General features: G+C 70.4%; 16 protein-coding genes and 3 tRNA genes. 8 read left to right on the top strand and 11 right to left on the bottom strand.

Going from position 1 to position 17,172, the window contains the following annotated elements; all coding sequences use genetic code 11:
* The first annotated feature begins 197 nt into the window (after positions 1-197).
* Entirely contained in the window at positions 198-548 is a 351-nt protein-coding gene (locus tag Q7C18_RS16420; RefSeq protein WP_070158813.1) for a MerR family transcriptional regulator, read from the top strand.
* Between the two features lie 27 nt (positions 549-575).
* Here Q7C18_RS16420 and Q7C18_RS16415 read toward each other — a convergent pair whose 3' ends face one another.
* Complete coding sequence (locus Q7C18_RS16415) at positions 576-1,553, bottom strand: GAP family protein (protein ID WP_311026282.1); 978 nt, start codon at positions 1,551-1,553, stop codon at positions 576-578.
* 116 nt (positions 1,554-1,669) lie between these two features.
* Between Q7C18_RS16415 and Q7C18_RS16410 the strand changes: the two genes are divergently transcribed.
* Together Q7C18_RS16410 and Q7C18_RS16405 are read left to right on the top strand one after the other, a co-directional pair.
* A complete protein-coding gene (locus tag Q7C18_RS16410) occupies positions 1,670-3,016 on the top strand; it encodes a histidine kinase (protein WP_311026281.1) in 1,347 nt (448 codons plus the stop codon).
* Positions 3,013-3,768, top strand: coding sequence for a response regulator transcription factor (locus tag Q7C18_RS16405; protein WP_311026280.1), 756 nt, complete (start codon positions 3,013-3,015; stop codon positions 3,766-3,768). Before Q7C18_RS16410 ends, Q7C18_RS16405 begins: the two co-directional genes overlap by 4 nt.
* A 34-nt stretch (positions 3,769-3,802) precedes the next feature.
* Here Q7C18_RS16405 and Q7C18_RS16400 read toward each other — a convergent pair whose 3' ends face one another.
* Positions 3,803-5,173: an FAD-dependent oxidoreductase gene (locus Q7C18_RS16400; RefSeq protein WP_396954387.1), complete on the bottom strand. Its 1,371-nt coding sequence runs from the start codon at positions 5,171-5,173 to the stop codon at positions 3,803-3,805.
* A 134-nt stretch (positions 5,174-5,307) separates the two neighbouring features.
* Here Q7C18_RS16400 and Q7C18_RS16395 point away from each other — a divergent pair, with 134 nt between their 5' ends.
* Entirely contained in the window at positions 5,308-5,661 is a 354-nt protein-coding gene (locus tag Q7C18_RS16395; protein ID WP_311026278.1) for a metalloregulator ArsR/SmtB family transcription factor, read from the top strand.
* Between the two features lie 171 nt (positions 5,662-5,832).
* Here the strand turns inward: Q7C18_RS16395 and Q7C18_RS16390 are convergent, their stop codons facing one another.
* Positions 5,833-7,503: a dihydroxyacetone kinase subunit DhaK gene (locus Q7C18_RS16390; RefSeq protein WP_311026277.1), complete on the bottom strand. Its 1,671-nt coding sequence runs from the start codon at positions 7,501-7,503 to the stop codon at positions 5,833-5,835.
* Between the two features lie 110 nt (positions 7,504-7,613).
* Positions 7,614-8,210, bottom strand: coding sequence for an orotate phosphoribosyltransferase (gene pyrE / locus Q7C18_RS16385; protein ID WP_311026276.1), 597 nt, complete (start codon positions 8,208-8,210; stop codon positions 7,614-7,616).
* A gap of 79 nt (positions 8,211-8,289) precedes the next feature.
* Here pyrE and Q7C18_RS16380 point away from each other — a divergent pair, with 79 nt between their 5' ends.
* Complete coding sequence (locus Q7C18_RS16380; protein ID WP_311026275.1) at positions 8,290-9,771, top strand: potassium/proton antiporter; 1,482 nt, start codon at positions 8,290-8,292, stop codon at positions 9,769-9,771.
* Between the two features lie 3 nt (positions 9,772-9,774).
* On the opposite strand, the gene Q7C18_RS16375 is transcribed toward Q7C18_RS16380, so the two are convergent.
* Positions 9,775-10,605 carry a bile acid:sodium symporter gene (locus Q7C18_RS16375; protein ID WP_311026274.1) on the bottom strand — a complete coding sequence of 277 codons (831 nt, stop codon included), beginning with the start codon at positions 10,603-10,605 and terminating at the stop codon, positions 9,775-9,777.
* 193 nt (positions 10,606-10,798) lie between these two features.
* On the opposite strand from Q7C18_RS16375, the gene nadE reads away from it, so the two are divergent.
* From nadE to Q7C18_RS16360, 3 genes are all read left to right on the top strand, one after another.
* Positions 10,799-11,623, top strand: coding sequence for an ammonia-dependent NAD(+) synthetase (gene nadE / locus Q7C18_RS16370; RefSeq protein ID WP_311026273.1), 825 nt, complete (start codon positions 10,799-10,801; stop codon positions 11,621-11,623).
* A gap of 70 nt (positions 11,624-11,693) precedes the next feature.
* Positions 11,694-11,972: a superinfection immunity protein gene (locus Q7C18_RS16365; protein ID WP_201791147.1), complete on the top strand. Its 279-nt coding sequence runs from the start codon at positions 11,694-11,696 to the stop codon at positions 11,970-11,972.
* Between the two features lie 13 nt (positions 11,973-11,985).
* Positions 11,986-12,789 carry an exodeoxyribonuclease III gene (locus Q7C18_RS16360; RefSeq protein ID WP_311026272.1) on the top strand — a complete coding sequence of 268 codons (804 nt, stop codon included), beginning with the start codon at positions 11,986-11,988 and terminating at the stop codon, positions 12,787-12,789.
* Positions 12,790-12,896: 107 nt separating this feature from the next.
* On the opposite strand, the gene Q7C18_RS16355 is transcribed toward Q7C18_RS16360, so the two are convergent.
* From Q7C18_RS16355 to Q7C18_RS16330, 6 genes are all read right to left on the bottom strand, one after another.
* Positions 12,897-13,862, bottom strand: a complete 966-nt coding sequence (locus Q7C18_RS16355) for a DUF4282 domain-containing protein (RefSeq protein WP_311026271.1) — start codon at positions 13,860-13,862, stop codon at positions 12,897-12,899.
* A gap of 149 nt (positions 13,863-14,011) precedes the next feature.
* A tRNA-Phe gene (locus tag Q7C18_RS16350) sits at positions 14,012-14,087 on the bottom strand.
* Positions 14,088-14,132: 45 nt separating this feature from the next.
* A tRNA-Asp gene (locus tag Q7C18_RS16345) sits at positions 14,133-14,206 on the bottom strand.
* An 85-nt stretch (positions 14,207-14,291) separates the two neighbouring features.
* A tRNA-Glu gene (locus tag Q7C18_RS16340) sits at positions 14,292-14,364 on the bottom strand.
* Positions 14,365-14,474: 110 nt separating this feature from the next.
* On the bottom strand, positions 14,475-15,134 hold the full coding sequence (locus Q7C18_RS16335) for a DUF624 domain-containing protein (protein WP_070158555.1): 660 nt from the start codon (positions 15,132-15,134) through the stop codon (positions 14,475-14,477).
* A 195-nt stretch (positions 15,135-15,329) separates the two neighbouring features.
* On the bottom strand, positions 15,330-17,009 hold the full coding sequence (locus tag Q7C18_RS16330) for an extracellular solute-binding protein (protein ID WP_311026270.1): 1,680 nt from the start codon (positions 17,007-17,009) through the stop codon (positions 15,330-15,332).
* Between the last annotated feature and the right edge of the window lie 163 nt (positions 17,010-17,172).

The following is a 17,172-nucleotide window of genomic DNA, read 5'->3' as shown; positions in this document are numbered from 1 at the left end:
GCAGGCCACATAGACTGGGCCCTCGAAAGTCCCGTGACGCGGTGCATCCGGCGGGCCGGCGACGCGCACGCCGTGACAGGACCTGACAGCTGGCCGGACGGAGGCGGATCCCGATGCATGACCGCAGCAGGACACGAGATGACGCATCGGAGGCGCACGTCCCTGCCGCCGGCACGGACTCCCCCGCGAAGTCGACCATGCACATCGGGGAACTCGCCGAGAAGACCGGCCTCTCCCACCGCACCATCCGCCACTACGACGACGTCGGCCTCCTGCCGGCCTCCCGCACCGAGGGCGGATTCCGCGTCTACACCGCCACCGATCTCGAACGCCTGCTGGTGGCCCGCACGTTGAAGCCGCTGGGCTATTCGCTCGACGAGATCACCAGGGCACTGGAGGCCATCGACGCCGTCACCGCCTCCCCGGAGGATGACCAGGCCAGAGGGCGGTTGGCCACCCTGCAGGAGGAGCTGGCGGAACGCCGGGAGAAGCTGGCCCGGAATCTGCGCCAGGCCGACGAGCTGCTGGACTCTCTGCGCCAGCTGTGAACCGCGGAGCCCCTGGCCTTGGTCCGCTCAGAGCACGTCGAGCGATCCCAGGGCGTTGATCAGCAGCAGCACCCCGACGCCGCCCACCACCCAGGCGACCATGCCCGCCGCGTGACGGCTGAGCCACCCCTCGAGCTTCTCCAGCGGGCCCTGCAGAGCCCGCTGGGCCACGAGGCGTCCGCCCAGCAGCGCCAGCGCCGGAAGCACCATCATCAGGCAGTAGAAGAGGATCATCACGGTTGACGCCGGCCACTGCGGACCCGTCGCGGCGACCATCCCGATGCCCGCCAGGTACGGCAGCACCGTGCCGATCTCCAGCAGCACGGCCAGCAGCCCCAGTCCCACCAGCGCACCCACCCCGGCCGGTCGGACCGCGGATGTCGACGTCGACGCCGACGCCGACTCCGACGCGGACTCCGACGCGGACGGGCCAGCCTGTCCGGACGACGGCGCGGCGGCGGTCTGCGCCCGCGGTGATGTCACCGCCTCAGGGGCCGGCGAGACCTCCGTGCCCAACACCCGGGCACGCCACCGAGTCACCCGGCCGGCGGAGCCCCGTGCCTGCTCGCGGCGAGCCTTCCGCGCCTTGCCCGCCCTGGTCATCGGGTCCAGGTGGAAGCTGTACGCCAGCAGGGCGGCGCCCAGCAGCGCCTGCCCCAGGAGGAACACCGGCGTGCCGCGGACCTCAGCGAACCAGCTCAGCAGCCCGTCCCCGAAGAAGGTCAGGCTGGCCAGCAGGACCACACCGATGACGGCATAGCCGGCGGCCACCACACCCAGGTAGACGAGCACCCGTCCGGCGCGCAGCCGCCCCGGCGCCATCAGCAGCCAGACCGGGATCAGCAGCGTGCCGAAGGTGGTGGAGTCGATCAGGGCCAGCACGGCGAGGATCCCCCACAGTCCGGCACCGAGCCCGTCGGTGGGCAGCTCGCCGCTGAGGTCCGAGAGGCTCACAGCAGACCAGGTCCTGACCAGGACCGGCATGAGGATGTCTGTGGTGCTCATACCTGCCACCCTGCCCTGGCCCCGCGCCCTGCGCATCGGCCGAAGGGCTGAACCCTGACCCGCTCCTCAGACTTTGGTCGGAGGACCAGGCGCCCGCGCTGTGGTGAGATGGCGTCATGGACTCCTCCCCCGGCCTGCGCAGGGCCTCCGACGACGGCAGTCCGCCTCCCCGGGGTCGACGGCCCACCTGGCCGGACCCTCTGCGGCGCCGCGATCAGGTCCAGACCGTCGTGACGCTGGCGGCCGCCCTCGGGCTGCTGGCGGTCCAGTTGCGGGGTCTGCTGCCCACGCCGTGGCTGGACTCCCTCGGGCCGGGCCCCGTCTGGTGGTGGCATCTGGGGCCGCTGGCCGTGATCGGCGCGGCGATGATCGTCAAGCCGGCGGCGCCTCTGACGGCGCTGCTGGCGGGAGGCCTCTGCGTACTGGCCGATCTGGCCATCGGTGGAAGCGTCGGGATCTGGCTGTGCCTGGCCGACCTCATCTACTTCTTCGGCCTGCGCGGAGGACGCCGCTCCCTGTCCTGGCTGGCGGGGGTGTTCGCGGCCCTGATGCTCGCCGGCGGCGTCGTGCTGTTCGCGGCCGACGGGGACGCCGGCACGGCGGTCTCCGCGACGCTGCTGATCGGCAGCGTCCTGCTGCTTCCGCTGTGGTGGTCCGTGGAGGTCCGCCGGGGATATCCCCTGGGGCCGCTCGCCGCTGAACGGGACCGGCTCGACGCGGAACGGCACGCGGCGCTGGTGCGGGTGCATGAGCTGGACCGGCGCCGGGCGGTGGCCGCGGAACGCCAGCGGATGGCCCGCGAGCTCCACGATGTGATCTCCTCGCATGTCTCGGCCATCGCCCTGCACTCCGGGGCGGCGCTTGCCGGCTCCCCTGACCAGGACCGCGACCGCCGCGCCCTCGAGGAGGTGCGGCGGACGTCCGTCACCGCCCTGGAGGACCTGCGGACCATGGTGAACCTGCTGCGTGGCCAGGACGCCGAGTCCCCCGAGGGCGTCCCGGAGGGCCGCGACGCCCAGAGCCGCGACGCCCAGAGCTCCGACGCCCAGAGCTCCGAGCTGCTGGCTCCGCCGTCCCTCGAGCACGTGGTGGAGGTCGCCCGCAGCCGCGGCCTGTCGCTGCAGGTCTCCGGCGAGGTTCCGCGCGGCGACGAGCCGACCCGCTCCGGCATCCGAGGAGTCCTCTCCCGGGTGCTGCAGGAGGCGCTGACCAATGCCGCGGCCCACGGGGACGGCTCAGCTCGGGTGGAGTTCAGCGAGACTCCACACCAGATGCGCCTGCGAGTGACCAACGGCGTGCCAGACGCCCCTGTCGGCAGAGGACCTTCCCCGGCACTGGCCACCGGCACGGGGATCATCACCATGCGGGAACGGCTCGCCCAGGCCGGCGGCACGCTTCAGGCGGGGCGCGACGGGGACCTCTGGGTGCTGACGGCAGACCTTCCCCGAGGACGGAGACGATGAGCATGCCCTTCCCCACCCCGCACGCCGACGACGGAACGCCGCCCGTCCGCGTGCTGCTCGCCGATGACCACCCCAGCATCCGGGCCGGGCTGCGACTGCTGCTAGAGACGGCGGCGGACATCGAGGTGATCGGTGAGGCCGCCGACGGTGCCGTCGCCGTGCAGCAGGCACAGTCCCTGCGCCCGGACGTGGTCATCATGGACGCACGGATGCCGGGCACCGACGGCATCGCCGCCACACGACAGATCGCCCAGGCCAGCACCGGAGAGGTGCTGATGCTGACGACCTTCGACCTGGACGAGGTGGTGTTCGGCGCCCTACGGGCCGGGGCCGCCGGGTTCCTGCTGAAGTCCGCCGACCCGCAGGAGCTGCTGGACGCGATCCGTCGCATCGCCGCCGGAGACGGCGTCATCGCACCGGAGGTCACGCGCCGGCTGCTGCGCACGTTCGTGGCCGACGAGGGCGCACCGGTCACAGGAACGGACGCCGTCACCGCCAGCGCATCCGGCAGGTCGCCGGGATCCTCCGCGAGTGTCGCCGACGGCACCGAGAGAGCGTTCGGGGAGCTCACCCCGCGGGAGCTCGACGTCCTGCGGGCGCTCGGCCGCGGGCTCTCCAACGCGCAGATCGCCGAGGAGCTGGTGATCAGCCTGGCCACGGTGAAGACGCATGTCTCCAGCGTGCTGGCGAAGCTGCACCTGAGTTCGCGGATGCAGGCGGCGATCCACGCCCGGGAGGCGGGCCTCACCTGACCGGAAGGGCTGCGCCTGATGCGTCGGACCCGCGTCAGTCCCCGGTGCGACCGTGCGCCACCCCGGTGGGGACGCCGATCAGCTCCGGCTCGGGCGCCGCCACCGAGCAGACCCCGGTCTCCGGAAGAGCCAGATCGCGGGCGACGGCGTCGTCGCCGGCCAGGTGCGCGGCGATGGACCTGACCTGCTCATAGCCGGTGGCCAGCAGGAACGTCGGCGCTCGCCCGTAGGACTTCATGCCGGCCAGGAAGAACCCACCCTCGGGGTGGGCCAGGACGTCTGCCCCGTGGGCGGGGACCGTGCCGCAGGAGTGGATCTCCGGGTCGATGAGCGGCGCCAGGCGCACCGGCGCCTCCACGGCGGGGTCGAGCTCCAGGCGCAGCTCGCGCAGCATGTCCAGCTCGGGGCGGAATCCGGTGGCCGCCACCACGGTGTCCACCGTGAGTTCGCGGGCCGAGTCGCCATCACCGACGGTGACGACGACGCCGTGCCCCTTCCCGTCCTCGACCGGACGCAGCGCAGAGACCGACGCCTGCGCGTGCAGCTGGACGGCGCCGGATTCGACCGCGCGCTGCAGCCGGGTGCCGAGCATTCCGCGGGCCGGCAAGCCGTCCGCGTCGCGCCCGCCGTAGGTCCGGCCAGGGTCCTGCCCGCGGATCGCCCAGTGGACCTGGGTGCCGGGCTCCTCCCGGGCGAGCTGGGCGAGGTTCAGCAGGGTGTTGGTCGCACTGTGCCCGGCACCGACCACCAGCGTGTGCCGGCCGGCGAACCGCTGCCGCTCCTCACCGAGCACATCTGGCAGAGCTCCCGTCAGGTGCGGCACGACGCCGGGTGCGTCTTCCCCGAGCGCCGGCAGCCCGGCCGCGCCGAGGGGATTGGGGGCGCTCCAGGTGCCGGTGGCGTCGATGACCGCGCGGGCGCGGACCTCGTCGACCTGCAGTCCGACCTCGGTGCGCCGCTGGACGCGCAGGACGAACGGCTCACCTTCACGACCCCGGACATGGGTCTTGTCCCGGGATCCGCGGGTCACGGCCACCACGCGGGAGCGTGTGCGCAGACGGTCACGGATGGCGGGCACCTGGGCCAGCGGCTCCAGGTAGTCCTCCACGATCTCCCGCCCCCAGGGCAGCGAGGTGGGCCGCGGCGGCTCCCAACCAGCGGCTTCCAGCAGGCGGGTGGAGGCGGAGTCGAGGTCGTAGCGCCACGGCGAGAACAGTCGGATGTGGCCCCACTCCCGGATGGCGGCGCCGACGTCGTCGCCGGCCTCCAGGATCAGCGGCTCGATCCCGTGCTCCAGCAGGTGGGCCGCGGCGGCGAGACCCACCGGGCCGGCACCGATGACCGCGACCGGCAGGGCGTCCGCAGCGGAGGGAGCGGCGGGAGCGGCGGGAGCGGTGCTGGTCATCTGTTGCATGGGGTCTCCTCAGGGTCGGCGTCATCTGGAGCCGACGTGGCACCAGGATGCATAGACAAGATTCGATACGAGAGACTCTAGGACCACTCATCGAAATTCGTCAATACGTGAGCTACGATGACTCCATGAGCACCGCGACACCGGCCGACAGCGCCTGCTGCCTGCCCACCTTCCAGGGCCCGCTGACCGCCGAGGAGGCCGAACCCCTGGCCGCCGTGTTCAAAGCTGTGGCGGATCCCGTGCGGCTGCGCCTGCTGTCCCTGATCGAACACACCGAAGACGGCGAAGCCTGCGTCTGCGACCTCACCGCACCGCTGGGACTGTCCCAGCCCACGGTCTCTCACCACCTGAAGATCCTCGTCGAGGCCGGGCTGCTCACCCGCACCCAGCGCGGCCGCTGGGCGTACTTCGCGGTCCAGCGCCCCGCGCTCGATGAATTCGGGTCCCTTCTTCGCCGCCGACGGGAGACTGCGGCGTGATCCTGCCCCTGGGCGTCATCCACCCTTGAGCCCGCCCATCCTTGAGCCCGCCCCACGCCTGAAGGACGAGGAGTCACATTCCGGCGCTTGCCCGCTCGCTGACGCGCGTCATGTCAGGGATGTCGTACGGGAGAATGACCCCTCGACGCACCGGGACCCCGCCTGTTCCGGTCAGCTGAGCGAATCCGCCAGTGCTCGCACCAGCTTCGCGACGGCGGCGGCCCCTGCATCCGGGGAGCCCTGGGTGGCTGAGTCCGGCACATAGACCGCCCGGCCCGCGCGCGCAGTGAGGGTCGCCGTCGCCTCGGCACCTGCTGCGGCCGCCTGAGCCACCGCCGCGGGGACCACGACGCCGTCACCCTCTGCGAGCACCCGCTGGGCGGGGATCAGCGCATCCAGCATGGTGCGGTCCCCTTCGGCGGCGCCGCCATGGTACTGCACTGCGGCGATCCCCTCGGCGAGCGCGCCGGACCAGTCCGCCCGGCCGTCAGTCTCGAGGCTGCGTCCGGCGGCGGTGGCGAGGATGGCCAGCAGCACCCCGGAGGAGCCGCCCATCGCGGTCTCCAGAGTGCGGGCGATCCGGCGCATCGCGGCGGCCGGGTCGGCGAAGCCGAGGTCCCCGGACTCCACCAGCCCGCGCACCGCCTGCGCCCCGGCGGCGAATGTGGTGCCGGCGTCGGCGTCCCCGGCGGCACGGTCCAGCTCGTCGAGCTCCCGCTGCGCGGACTCCAGGGTCCGGCAGGCCGCGGCCACGGCGTCCTCCAGGCGTCCGTCCTGGGTGCGCGGCGTGGCCTCGGCGACCACAGCGGCCACCTCGCCGGTGGCCACACCCACGCCCGGAACCTTCTGCGGGGCGCACGGACTGCTGGGCCGCACCCAGCCGGGCGCCGTCGTCGGGGCGTCCAGCGCGGCGACCAGCTCCTCGCTGGCCGGGGCGAGGGTCACGGAGAAGCCGTGCATGTCCAGGGAGGTCATCAGGCGGGCGGGCCCCAGCAGGCGGGTGACGGCGTCGCGGCCGAGCCGGTCGAGCAGCTCGTGGGTGAGCACCAGACCCTCCTGCGGGGAGCAGCCGCCCAGGTCGTTGAGCACAGCGACCACCCCGTGCTCGGACGTGCGGACGAACTCATCGGCATCGAGGGCGTCGAGCACCTGTTGCACCGCACCGGCGGCGCCGTCGACGTCGACCTCCCGGGCGCCCGGCTCGTTGTGGATGCCCAGCCCCAGCTCCGCCCCGCGGGTGGGCTCCGTGTCCTCGCCGGGCAGGGTGGCCGGGGTGAGGGCCAGTCCGATGGTGCGCAGACCGTCTGCGATCCGCTGCGCGGCCTCGGCCACCTGCTCCACGGAGGCCCCGGCGGCCGCCAGATGGCCGGCGACCTTGTGCACCAGCACGGTGCCGGCCAGCCCGCGGGGCTGCTCGATCTCCGGCAGGGAGACGTCGTCGGCCACCAGGACGGTACGCACGTCCAGGCCTTCCTCGCGGGCCCGCTCGGCGGCCAGGCCGAAGTTGAGCCGGTCGCCGGTGTAGTTCTTGATGATCAGCACACAGCCGGCCGGCCCGGTGACCGCCCGGATCGCCTCCAACACGGCGCTGACCGGCGGGGAGGCGAACAGTGAGCCGGGGACGGCGGCGGCGAGCATGCCGTCGCCGAGGAACCCGGCATGGGCCGGTTCATGCCCGGAGCCGCCGCCGCTGATCACGGCGACCCCGGCCTGCGGATCATGCCCGCGGCGGACGAGCACGGCGGTGCCGTCCGAGGTGCCGAGCCGATCGATCTCGGCGGTGGACAGCAGGCCGGAGAGCACCTCAGGCACCAGGTGCGCGCGGGAGTTGTAGAAGGCCACGGTCTTCCTCCATCCAGAGTGGTCCGTCAGTTCCTCATGCCTCCCGCGCGTCGCCGCTGGACCGCGACCCGTTCACGAGCCGCCCGGGCCGGAGCGTCGTCGGGAGGAGGTCAGTCGAGTCCGAGGTCGGACTTGGAGTACGCGAAGAGGTACGGCACCCCGGCGGAGTCCTCGATATGTTCCCGGGCGCCGGTATCGCGGTCCACGATGACCGCCACCGCCTGCACCAGGCCGCCGGCGTTGCGCACTCCCTCCACAGCGGTCAGCGCGGAACCGCCCGTAGTGGAGGTGTCCTCCAGGACCACGACCTTCCGGCCCTCCACGTTCGGGCCCTCCACCTGCCGACCCATGCCGTAGGACTTCTGGGCCTTGCGCACCACGAAGGCATCGACGGCCCGGCCCTGCTCGTGGGCGGCGTGCATGATGGCGGTGGCCACCGGGTCCGCCCCCATCGTCAGACCGCCGGCGGCCACGTAGTCGATGCCGGCGTCGTCGAGCAGGCGCATCATGACCCGGCCCACCAGGCGCGAGGCCTCATGGTGGAGCGTGATGCGGCGCAGGTCGATGTAGTAGTCGGCCTCCTTGCCGGAGGAGAGGGTCACCTCCCCGCGGACGACGGCGAGCTCACCGATGAGCTGCTTGAGCCGACGGCGCTCGGCGCTGGGAGTGGACACGTCCGTGCTGCTGCCGGTGGTGCTGGAGATCATGGGGCCATCCTACTGGTGGCGGCTCCGCTGACCAGTACCCCACGGAGCTCCAGGTCGGCGGCCTGAAAGAATGGAAGCCATGGACCTCATCAACCTCTTCATGCTGCTCGCACCGCTCGTCCTGCTGGTCGCCATCGGCGGAGTACGGGTGGGCACGAGGTTGGGTCTTCCCGCGCTGCTGCTGTTCCTGCTGGTCGGCATCATCCTGGGCGAGTCGGGAGTCGGGCTCCAGTTCGACGACGCCGTCATCGCCCAGGGGCTCGGCTATGCCGCACTGACGCTGATCCTGGCGGAAGGTGGGCTCAGCACGAAATGGGAGGACATCCGGCCCACGATCGGACTCTCCGCGGTCCTGGCCAGCGTCGGCGTCGTGGTCACCATCGGGCTGATGACCCTCATCGGCCACTACGCGCTCGGCCTGCCCCTGCTCCTGGCCCTGCTCTTCGGCGCCGTGAATGCGGGCACAGACGCCGCCGCCGTCTTCTCGGTCCTGCGTGGCATCCCCCTGCCTGCCCGCGTGCGGTCCGCCCTCGAAGGCGAGTCGGGGCTCAACGATGCTCCGACCGTGCTGATCGTCGCGGCGGCCACAGCGGCCGCCGTCGGGGCGCCCCAGCCGGGCGGCATCCCCGGTGTGGCGCTGCTGATCCTGGGGCAGCTGGTGGGCGGCATCGTGCTGGGCGTGATGCTGGGGGCGCTGGGAGTGTTCGTCCTGCGCCGCTTCGCCCTTCCTGCCGCCGGCCTCTATCCCCTGGCTGCGCTGGCCTGGGCCGTACTGGCCTACGGCATCGCCACCCAGATCAGCGTCTCCGGGTTCGCCGCCGTCTACATCTGCGCCATGGTGTTGGGCAACGGGAGGCTCCCCCATCGACGCGCCACGCAGGCCTTCGCCGAAGGAACGGGCTGGCTGGCTCAGATCGGGCTGTTCGTGATGCTCGGGCTGCTTGCCAGCCCCAGCCGGATCACCTGGGATGTCGTCCTGCTGGGCTTCACCGCCGGACTCTTCCTGACGTTCGTGGTGCGCCCGGTGGCGGTGGTCCTCTGCGCCGTCTGGTTCCGGGTGCCCTGGCGAGAGCAGGCGTTCCTCTCGTGGGCGGGGCTGCGCGGGGCGGTGCCCATCATTCTGGCCACTGTCCCGATGGCCGCCCAGATGGAGGATGCAGACAGGCTGTTCGACGTCGTCCTGGTCTTCGTCATCGCCTACACGGCGATCCAGGCCCCCTCCCTGCCATGGGTGGCCCGACGACTGGGGCTCGTCGAGGACACGGCGGCCACCGCAGTGACCCTGGAACCCGCTCCGCTGGACGAGCAGCGAGCGGACCTCGTGAAAGTGAAGCTGACCGGACACTGCACTCTGGAGGGCATGCCGCTGAAGCACCTGGATCTTCCGGAGAGCGCCGACATCTCGCTGGTCATCCGCGCCGGCTCGGCGTTCGTGCCCGATGGGCACACCGCCCTCCAGCTGTATGACGAGCTGCTGGTCGTCGCGCCGGCTGAGCACCGGGCGAACGTGGAGGCCTACTTCCGCGGGCTGCAGACGAAGGACCCTGACCAGGGAACGTGACCCTCACCGGGAGCCGCGGGGCCGCACCAGCGGCGCCAGCATCGCCAGTACTGGCAGCTCGATGAGCGGGCCGACCACCAGGGCCAGCGCGATGAGCGGCTGGTCGGGGAAGGCCGCCACGGCGATGCCCAGGGCGATGGGAGAGTTCCGCGCCACGGTGACCATCGTCAGCGTCACCCGCTGCTCTCCCGGCAGCCCCAGCAGCCGGGAGACCACGGTGGCGATCAGCGGCATCAGGACGAACCACGCCAGAAGCGGCGGGAGCAGCATCAGCAGCGTCCCTCCTGCCGTCCACACCGTCTCCGCCTGCCAGGCGAACATGGCACCCACAGCCAGGCAGAGCAGCGGCAGCGTGCTCCGGGACGCCCACCGGTCGAGCCGGCGGCGGGCCGAGGTTCCGCCCAGCCGACCCGCGGCCCACCGGAGGATCGTCGCCGCGGCCAGCGGCACCAGCAGCACCAGTGCCACGGCCTCGACCAACACCCCTGCCTCCGCAGGGGCTGCCTCACCGCCCAGGAGCAGCAGCCCGATGCGCAGGTCAGGCTGGGCGCCCAGCAGCCCGGCTCCGAGCGCCCAGGCGACCAGGGGCGTGAAGAGGTAGTTCATCACGAGGCTGGCCCCCACGAGCCGCCGGGCGCGGCTGACGCCACCGACACTGCCGACGTCGACCTGGACGACGGAGGCGGCGAGCATCACCAGGAGGGCCGGCAGCACGATGTGCTCGCCGAGCCCGGAGATCTGGTCCACGGAGCCGAGGCTGAGCCCCAGCAGGGCCGCCCCGGCCACGAGGAAGCCTTGGAGCCGCTCCGCCCAGGTCAGCTGTGCGACCTCCACCAGCGGTCAGCCGCTCTCGGAGTCGTCGTCCCGATGGGCGGCGACGGCCTTCTGCACGTCCAGCACCTCGCAGGACGTCATACGATGCCTCCTCCGCCGTCGGCACTTCCTGAGCCTCAGCCTACTGGGCCCCGGTGACGTGGCCCCCGAGCCGTCATATGCCTGTGACACGCGGCTCGGTAGACTCGGCGGCATGCGTGAGCTGCAGACTGCGATCATCACCGAGATGGGTGTCAAGCCGGAGATCGATCCCGCGGAGGAGGTCGAGCGCCGGGTCAGATTCCTGGCGGACTACCTGCTCAGCGCCCACGGCCGCTCCCTGGTGCTGGGGATCTCCGGCGGTGTGGACTCCACACTGGCCGGGGCATTGGCCCAGCGGGCGGCTGAGAGGCTGCGGGATGCGGGCCATGAGGTCCGGTTCCATGCGGTCCGACTCCCCCATGGTGTCCAGCATGATGAGGACGACGCCGCCCGCGCGGTGGAGTTCATCGGCGCCGACCACGTGCACACGGTCAACATCGAACAGGCCGTGACCGGCCTCGACGCAGCCTACGCCGAGACCATGGGCCGGCCCATGGAGGACTACCACCGCGGCAACGTGAAGGCCCGCCTGCGCATGACGGCCCAGTATGCGATCGCCGGCGAGCACGGGGGCCTGGTGGTCGGCACCGACCATGCGGCGGAGTCCATCACGGGGTTCTTCACCAAGCACGGCGACGGCGGCGCCGACGTGCTGCCCCTGTTCACCCTGAACAAGCGTCAGGTCCGCCAGATCCTGAAGCATCTGGGAGCGGATGAGGCCCTGTGGTCGAAGGCCCCCACCGCTGACCTGTTGGATGAGAACCCGGGCCAGCTGGACGAGACCGAGCTGGGCATGAGCTACGACGACATCGACGACTACCTGGAGGGCCGCGAGGTCTCGACGGACTTCGCCGAGATCATCGAACGACGCTACCTGGCCACCCGTCACAAGCGCGCCCTGCCGGTGACCATCCAGGACACCTGGTGGCGCAGCTGATCCCGTTGAGACTGGCCGCTGGCGCCCGAGTACCCTGGACTGACATCGCCCGCCCCACAGAGAGGCACCCATGTTCGAGATGAACGGCGCCGAAGGTGCCATCGTGGGCATCGTCATCGTCGTCGTCGGGCTCGTCGCCCTGGCCGTCTATTTTCTGCCGTCCCTCGTCGCCATGATCCGTAGCCACAACGTGGGCGGAGTGTTTCTGGTGAACCTGCTGCTCGGATGGTCGTTCATCGGGTGGGTGGTGGCTCTGGTGATGGCCTGCGGCTCGAAGCCCCAGCCCGCACAGGTCTACGTCCAGCACCAGCACGTTCCGCATCCGCCGCAGGGGAGCTGGCGCGGCTGATAGCGTGACCTCCGTGAGAATCGCGACCTGGAATGTGAACTCGATGCGCGCCCGGGCTGACCGGGTGGAGGCCTGGCTGGACCGTACGGACGCAGACGTCCTCGCCATCCAGGAGACCAAGTGTAAGGATGACAACTTCCCCTGGGAGGTCTTCGAGCACAACGGCTACGACGTCGCCCACTTCGGGCTGAACCAGTGGAACGGAGTGGCCATCGCCTCGCGGGTGGGGCTGTCCGACGTCGAGCGGACCTTCCCGGATCAGCCCGCCTTCGGCAAGGGCGGCAAAGACCCCATCCAGGAGGCTCGTGCGATCGCCGCCACCTGCGGCGGCGTCCGCGTCTGGAGCCTCTACGTCCCCAACGGACGGGCCCTGGAGGACGAGCACATGGTCTACAAGCTCGCCTGGCTGCAGCAGCTGCGTGAGCACGCCGAGACGTGGCTGACCGATGACCCGCAGGCCCAGGTGGCGCTGATGGGCGACTGGAACATCGCGCCGCAGGACGAGGACGTCTGGGACATCGACTACTTCCGGGCCGAGGGGCTGACCCACGTCTCCGAGCCGGAGCGCGAGGCGTTCCGCGGCTTCCTGGAGGCCGGCTACGCCGACGTCGTACGCCCCCACACCCCGGGCCCGGGGGTGTACACCTACTGGGACTACACCAAGCTGCGCTTCCCCAAGAAGGAGGGCATGCGCATCGACTTCGTGCTGGCCAGCCCGGCGCTGGCCGAGCGTGTGGACTCGGCATTCATCGACCGCGAGGAGCGCAAGGGCAAAGGCGCCTCGGACCACGCTCCCGTGGTGGTGGATCTGCACTGACCCCCGCGCCCGGGGCCGCACCCGCTCCGGGCATCCACAGCAGACGACGACGGCGCCCGTCCCCCTGTCGAGGGGGCGGGCGCCGTCGTCGTCCGGAGGCTCGGTGCTCAGGACCGGTCGCGGAGGTCCTGCCGCAGGTCCTCCAGCTCGGTGCGCACACCGGCGGTGTTCTGCGAGGTGCGGACCATCGCGATGATGAATTCGAGGGTCACGCGGAACAGGATCAGGTAGATCACCAGCGGGATCCAGCCCAGCAGCAGGGTCAGCAGGCCTGCGATCGCGTCCATGCTGAATCCGGCGATGATGGACCCCAGCCAGGCCAGACCCAGGAACGCCAGCAGGATGATGTAGATGAACTTGGCGAACTTCACCGAGACGAAGCTCTGGAAGCTGAAGTCGAACAGTGCGCCGAAGAAGCCCTTGCCCTCCACTGTGTTGGGGCGACCGGCCGGCGCCGGGGCGCCTCCGGGCTGCTGGGCGTACTGCTGCTGGTACTGCTGCTCATACTGCTGCCCATAGGGCTGGCCGCCGTACTGCTGCTGCCCGTAGCCGGGCTGCTGGGCGTAGGGGTCAGGCTGCTGGCCGTAGCCGTAGGCGGGCTGCGCCGAGGCGGCGGACTGGGCCTGCTGGTCAGCGGCAGCCTGCTGGCCGTAGTAGCCCGGCTGGGGCTGCTCGTAGGCGCCGTGCCCCTCCTGAGCGGGCTGTCCGTAGCCCTGCTGTGCGCCGGGGTGGCCCTGCTGGTGCGGGTCGTAGCCCTGACCGTGCTGGGCGGCGTCGTAGTGGTTCGGGTGCTGCCCCTCGTAGGGGTTCTGCCCGTAGCCCGGCTGAGGCTGCTGCTCAGGGGGCAGCTGCTGGTCGAAGGGCTGACCGGTCTCGGCGGCCGAGGAGGCTGAGGCTCCGGAGACGGCGTCGGCGGTGGGCTCCGGGGTGGGCTCCTGCGCCCCGGGGAAGCCGGGCTCCGGGTACGGCTGGGTCTGCTGCTCTCCCTGCTGCTCGGGGGTGCCCTCAGAGGCCTGCTCCCCGTTCTGGTCGTGGTGGTCGTCGGGGCCGGGGTGTCCGGGCTGCTGCGTCATGGCGCCTCCTGAGGTCTGCGTCGCGTCATTCACTTCACAACCTATACGAGTCAGCGCTCAGCAGTCGATGTCTCGGCGGGGCTGAGGCCGGTGCGCGTCATACGGACCCCAGACACGACGAAACCCCCGCCGGAAGCGGGGGTTTCGGGTGGTGGCTCCGACCGGCGTCGATCCGGTGACCTTTCGATTTTCAGTCGAACGCTCTACCAACTGAGCTACAGAGCCGGGGCGCCATCACAAGATGACTTCACTCTCCTCCGAGAGCTGGAGCGACCCAGACGGGACTTGAACCCGCGACCTCCACCGTGACAGGGTGGCGCGCTAACCAACTGCGCCACTGGGCCTTGCTTTTTCAGTTGTCCGTGCCGCTTGGCACGGTTAGAAACTCTATCAGAGCTTCTCGCTGGGCTCCAAATCGGAGCTTCGCAGTACCCCCAACGGGATTCGAACCCGTGCCGCCGCCGTGAAAGGGCGGTGTCCTAGGCCGCTAGACGATGGGGGCGCGATCCCGTGGTGGACCACTGAAATTCTAGGCGCAGGCCGTACCAGCCAGCAAATCACACGTCGGCCGGCGTCGCCACCCCGGCACGTTCCGCACTCCGGCGGGCATGCTCACCCGGCGACGAGATCCTGCCGGATCTGCACCAGCATGGGGCGCACGGTGCGGGCCAGCAGCCACAGGAACACCGAGGCCAGGAGCACCCCGACCCAGTCGGACCACAGCACCACCACGGCACCGACCACCACGAACAGCCCCAGCACCCCCAGGGCGGCGAGCGGGGCGGAGGCCACCCCGTACATCACCACACTGAACAGGTCCCGAGTGCGGAAGTCGAAGGTCGCGATGATCACGAGCATCGCCACCGCCACGAGCACGACGGCGCCCGCCACCACTGCCCCGCCCAGCAGGATCGCGCCGGGCACCTGCGCGAAGGCCGCATTGAAGGCGGCCAGTGTGGCGAAGATCACGGCGGGGGCCCAGACGACCATCGTCTGCCGGAAGCCTTCGACCCATCCCTTCCAGTACCGCAGCCAGGGGATGATGTCGGCGTCCGCCCGCCAGGCGTAGACCCCGGCGGTGATGGCCGGGCCGAACGCGAGGGCGAAGAGCCCGTAGAGGGGGATGTTGCTCGGATCCTGGTCCAGCAGGATGATGCCGATCAGCGCAGGCAGAGTGGCCACCACGAACGCCACTTCGATGACGATCATCCGATAGACGGCATTGGTGACCCGCGCCAGCGGGCCCTCCCTCTCCGAGTCCATGATGCTCATCCCTCACCTTCCTGCGCACTCGGTCGCCGACGGCCCGTCTCGACGCGTCGCCGTTCACCATGATCCATCACAGGACCCCACACGACGACGTCCGCGCCCGGCGCCGACTCATAGCCGGACCCGGGCGCGGACTCGCCGGACGTCCTCGGGCTGTCCCCTCTCACCCGCGCCGGACAGTGCCCCGGGGCTGACCGATCACTGGTCCATGTCCGCTTCGACGCCGTCGATCTCCTGCTGGGCCCGTTCATAGGCCTCATTGTGCTTGTCGATGTAGTCGGCCATGCCCTGACCCTCCAGCTCACTGACGAAGGCGTCCCAGTCCTCGAGGTCACGCTGCCCCAGGATGAACTGCGCAGTGGCCGTGGACACGGTGTCGTTCAGCGCCGTCTCGGTCAGGGAGACCTGCTCCCGCTCGAGCTCATCCAACGGCGTGGCGGGCACGACCGGGGTCCGCTCCTTGTCCGCCATCGACTCGCGGAACTCGACCACCTCGTCACGCAGCATCGACTGCACCAGGTCGGTGGTGGAGCCGTGAGCCGGCATGAAGACGCCGTTGTGGAAGCCGTAGTCGGCGGAGAGCTCCTCATCCCCCTCGGGATTCAGCCCGTGGATGTCGATGCTGTCGGCCAGCACACGCTCGTCGCCCTCACGCTCGAAGGTCTCGCCCTCCACACCCCACTTGGCGAACTCCAGTCCCTCGTCGGAGTAGTACAGCCAGTCGATGAACTGCAGCAGGGCCACGAAGTTCTCCTGCTCGGCCACCGAGGAGGAGAGCACCAGCCCGGATTCGGTCTGGCCGCCGGGGGCGATGTCCCCTGCGGGGCCGGCCGGAACCCGGATCAGCCTGACCTCCATGTCGTCTTCGCCCACCTCCTCGATCGAGGTGCGATAGGACAGGATCTCCTGGTCGTTGCCCCCGATGGCCGCAGACTGCCCGGAGGCGAATTTCTGAATGGCCTGATCGTCGTCCTGGACCAGGGACTCGGAGTCCATCAGCCCGTCGTCCACAAGCCCGTGGAAGTACTCGAGCAGGTCCCGGTACTCGTCCTGAGCAGCTGTATAGGTGAACTCCTCAGCATCCTCGTCCCAGTAGGCACCGCTGTACCCCCAACCGGCCTGTGTGCCGAAGTTGGGTGCCGCGAAGCTCAGCGTCGCATCCATCTGCCACCGATCGGAGAACGGCACCATGTCCGGATACGCCTCCTTCACCCCGCGCAGCTGCTCGGCGAACTCGTCCCAGGTCTCCGGCTCGTCATAGCCGAGCTCCTCCCAGATGTCCCAGCGGACCGCCACGGAGTACTGGTCCTGCGGAGACTCATGCAGACCGGGCAGGATGTAGAACTTGCCGTCGTCCTGGTAGAGGCTGTCGATGTCCTCCTCGAGGCCCCAGTCCTCCACCTTCTGGGTGAAGTTCGGCATGTGCTCCAGATAGTCGCTGACCGGCAGCAGCGCGCCGCCCGAGATGAACTGGGTCTCATCCCCGGGGTAGACGACGGGGATGAAGTCAGGGGCGTCTCCGGCTCCGATGACCAGGGATCGCCGCTCCTCCCAGTCGGAGAGCGGGGCGTTCTCAGCGGACAAGGTGACGTTGTGGTCCTCCTCGAGGTGCTCGAAGAAGGACCAGTCGTTCCGGAGCGGATAGTTCGGGTGGTCCCGATAGAGCAGAGAGAACTCCACCGGCTCGGTCGCCACGAAAGTGTCGCCGACGTCGTAGTCCTCCATCGCGCCGACACCCACCTCCTCCATGTCGACCTCGGCGTCCGCGTCCCCGTCGGCCGCGCCGCCGCAGGCCGAGAGGACCAGGGACCCTGCCGCCAAAGCGGCGGCGACCGGCAGCAGCCGACGTCGCTGTCCTGCTGTGGTTGTGATGATCATGATGCGAGTGTTCCTTTCTGAAGGCGTCCGGGACATCGGGTCCCGGACGTCGTGAACCTGGACATGCATCGCCAGAGAGTCATGGAGGGGAGGTGGGCGCCGTCGGGCGTCCTCACTGTTTGACGGAGCCCAGCATGATCCCCCGCACGAAGTACTTCTGCAG

Origin of the sequence: Nesterenkonia sp. CL21 (assembly GCF_031705515.1) — a bacterium.
In the GTDB taxonomy this organism is placed as follows: domain Bacteria; phylum Actinomycetota; class Actinomycetes; order Actinomycetales; family Micrococcaceae; genus Nesterenkonia; species Nesterenkonia aethiopica.
This window is presented reverse-complemented; position numbering and strand designations above follow the sequence as displayed.

Bases quoted from the DNA above. Each gene is read 5' to 3' on its own strand.
- Q7C18_RS16420 (WP_070158813.1), top strand. From the start codon at position 198: ATGCACATCGGGGAACTCGCCGAGAAGACCGGCCTCTCCCACCGCACC.
- Q7C18_RS16415 (WP_311026282.1), bottom strand. From the start codon at position 1,553: ATGAGCACCACAGACATCCTCATGCCGGTCCTGGTCAGGACCTGGTCT.
- Q7C18_RS16410 (WP_311026281.1), top strand. From the start codon at position 1,670: ATGGACTCCTCCCCCGGCCTGCGCAGGGCCTCCGACGACGGCAGTCCG.
- Q7C18_RS16405 (WP_311026280.1), top strand. From the start codon at position 3,013: ATGAGCATGCCCTTCCCCACCCCGCACGCCGACGACGGAACGCCGCCC.
- Q7C18_RS16400 (WP_396954387.1), bottom strand. From the start codon at position 5,173: ATGACCAGCACCGCTCCCGCCGCTCCCGCCGCTCCCTCCGCTGCGGAC.
- Q7C18_RS16395 (WP_311026278.1), top strand. From the start codon at position 5,308: ATGAGCACCGCGACACCGGCCGACAGCGCCTGCTGCCTGCCCACCTTC.
- pyrE (WP_311026276.1), bottom strand. From the start codon at position 8,210: ATGATCTCCAGCACCACCGGCAGCAGCACGGACGTGTCCACTCCCAGC.
- Q7C18_RS16380 (WP_311026275.1), top strand. From the start codon at position 8,290: ATGGACCTCATCAACCTCTTCATGCTGCTCGCACCGCTCGTCCTGCTG.
- nadE (WP_311026273.1), top strand. From the start codon at position 10,799: ATGCGTGAGCTGCAGACTGCGATCATCACCGAGATGGGTGTCAAGCCG.
- Q7C18_RS16365 (WP_201791147.1), top strand. From the start codon at position 11,694: ATGTTCGAGATGAACGGCGCCGAAGGTGCCATCGTGGGCATCGTCATC.
- Q7C18_RS16355 (WP_311026271.1), bottom strand. From the start codon at position 13,862: ATGACGCAGCAGCCCGGACACCCCGGCCCCGACGACCACCACGACCAG.
- Q7C18_RS16335 (WP_070158555.1), bottom strand. From the start codon at position 15,134: ATGAGCATCATGGACTCGGAGAGGGAGGGCCCGCTGGCGCGGGTCACC.
- Q7C18_RS16330 (WP_311026270.1), bottom strand. From the start codon at position 17,009: ATGATCATCACAACCACAGCAGGACAGCGACGTCGGCTGCTGCCGGTC.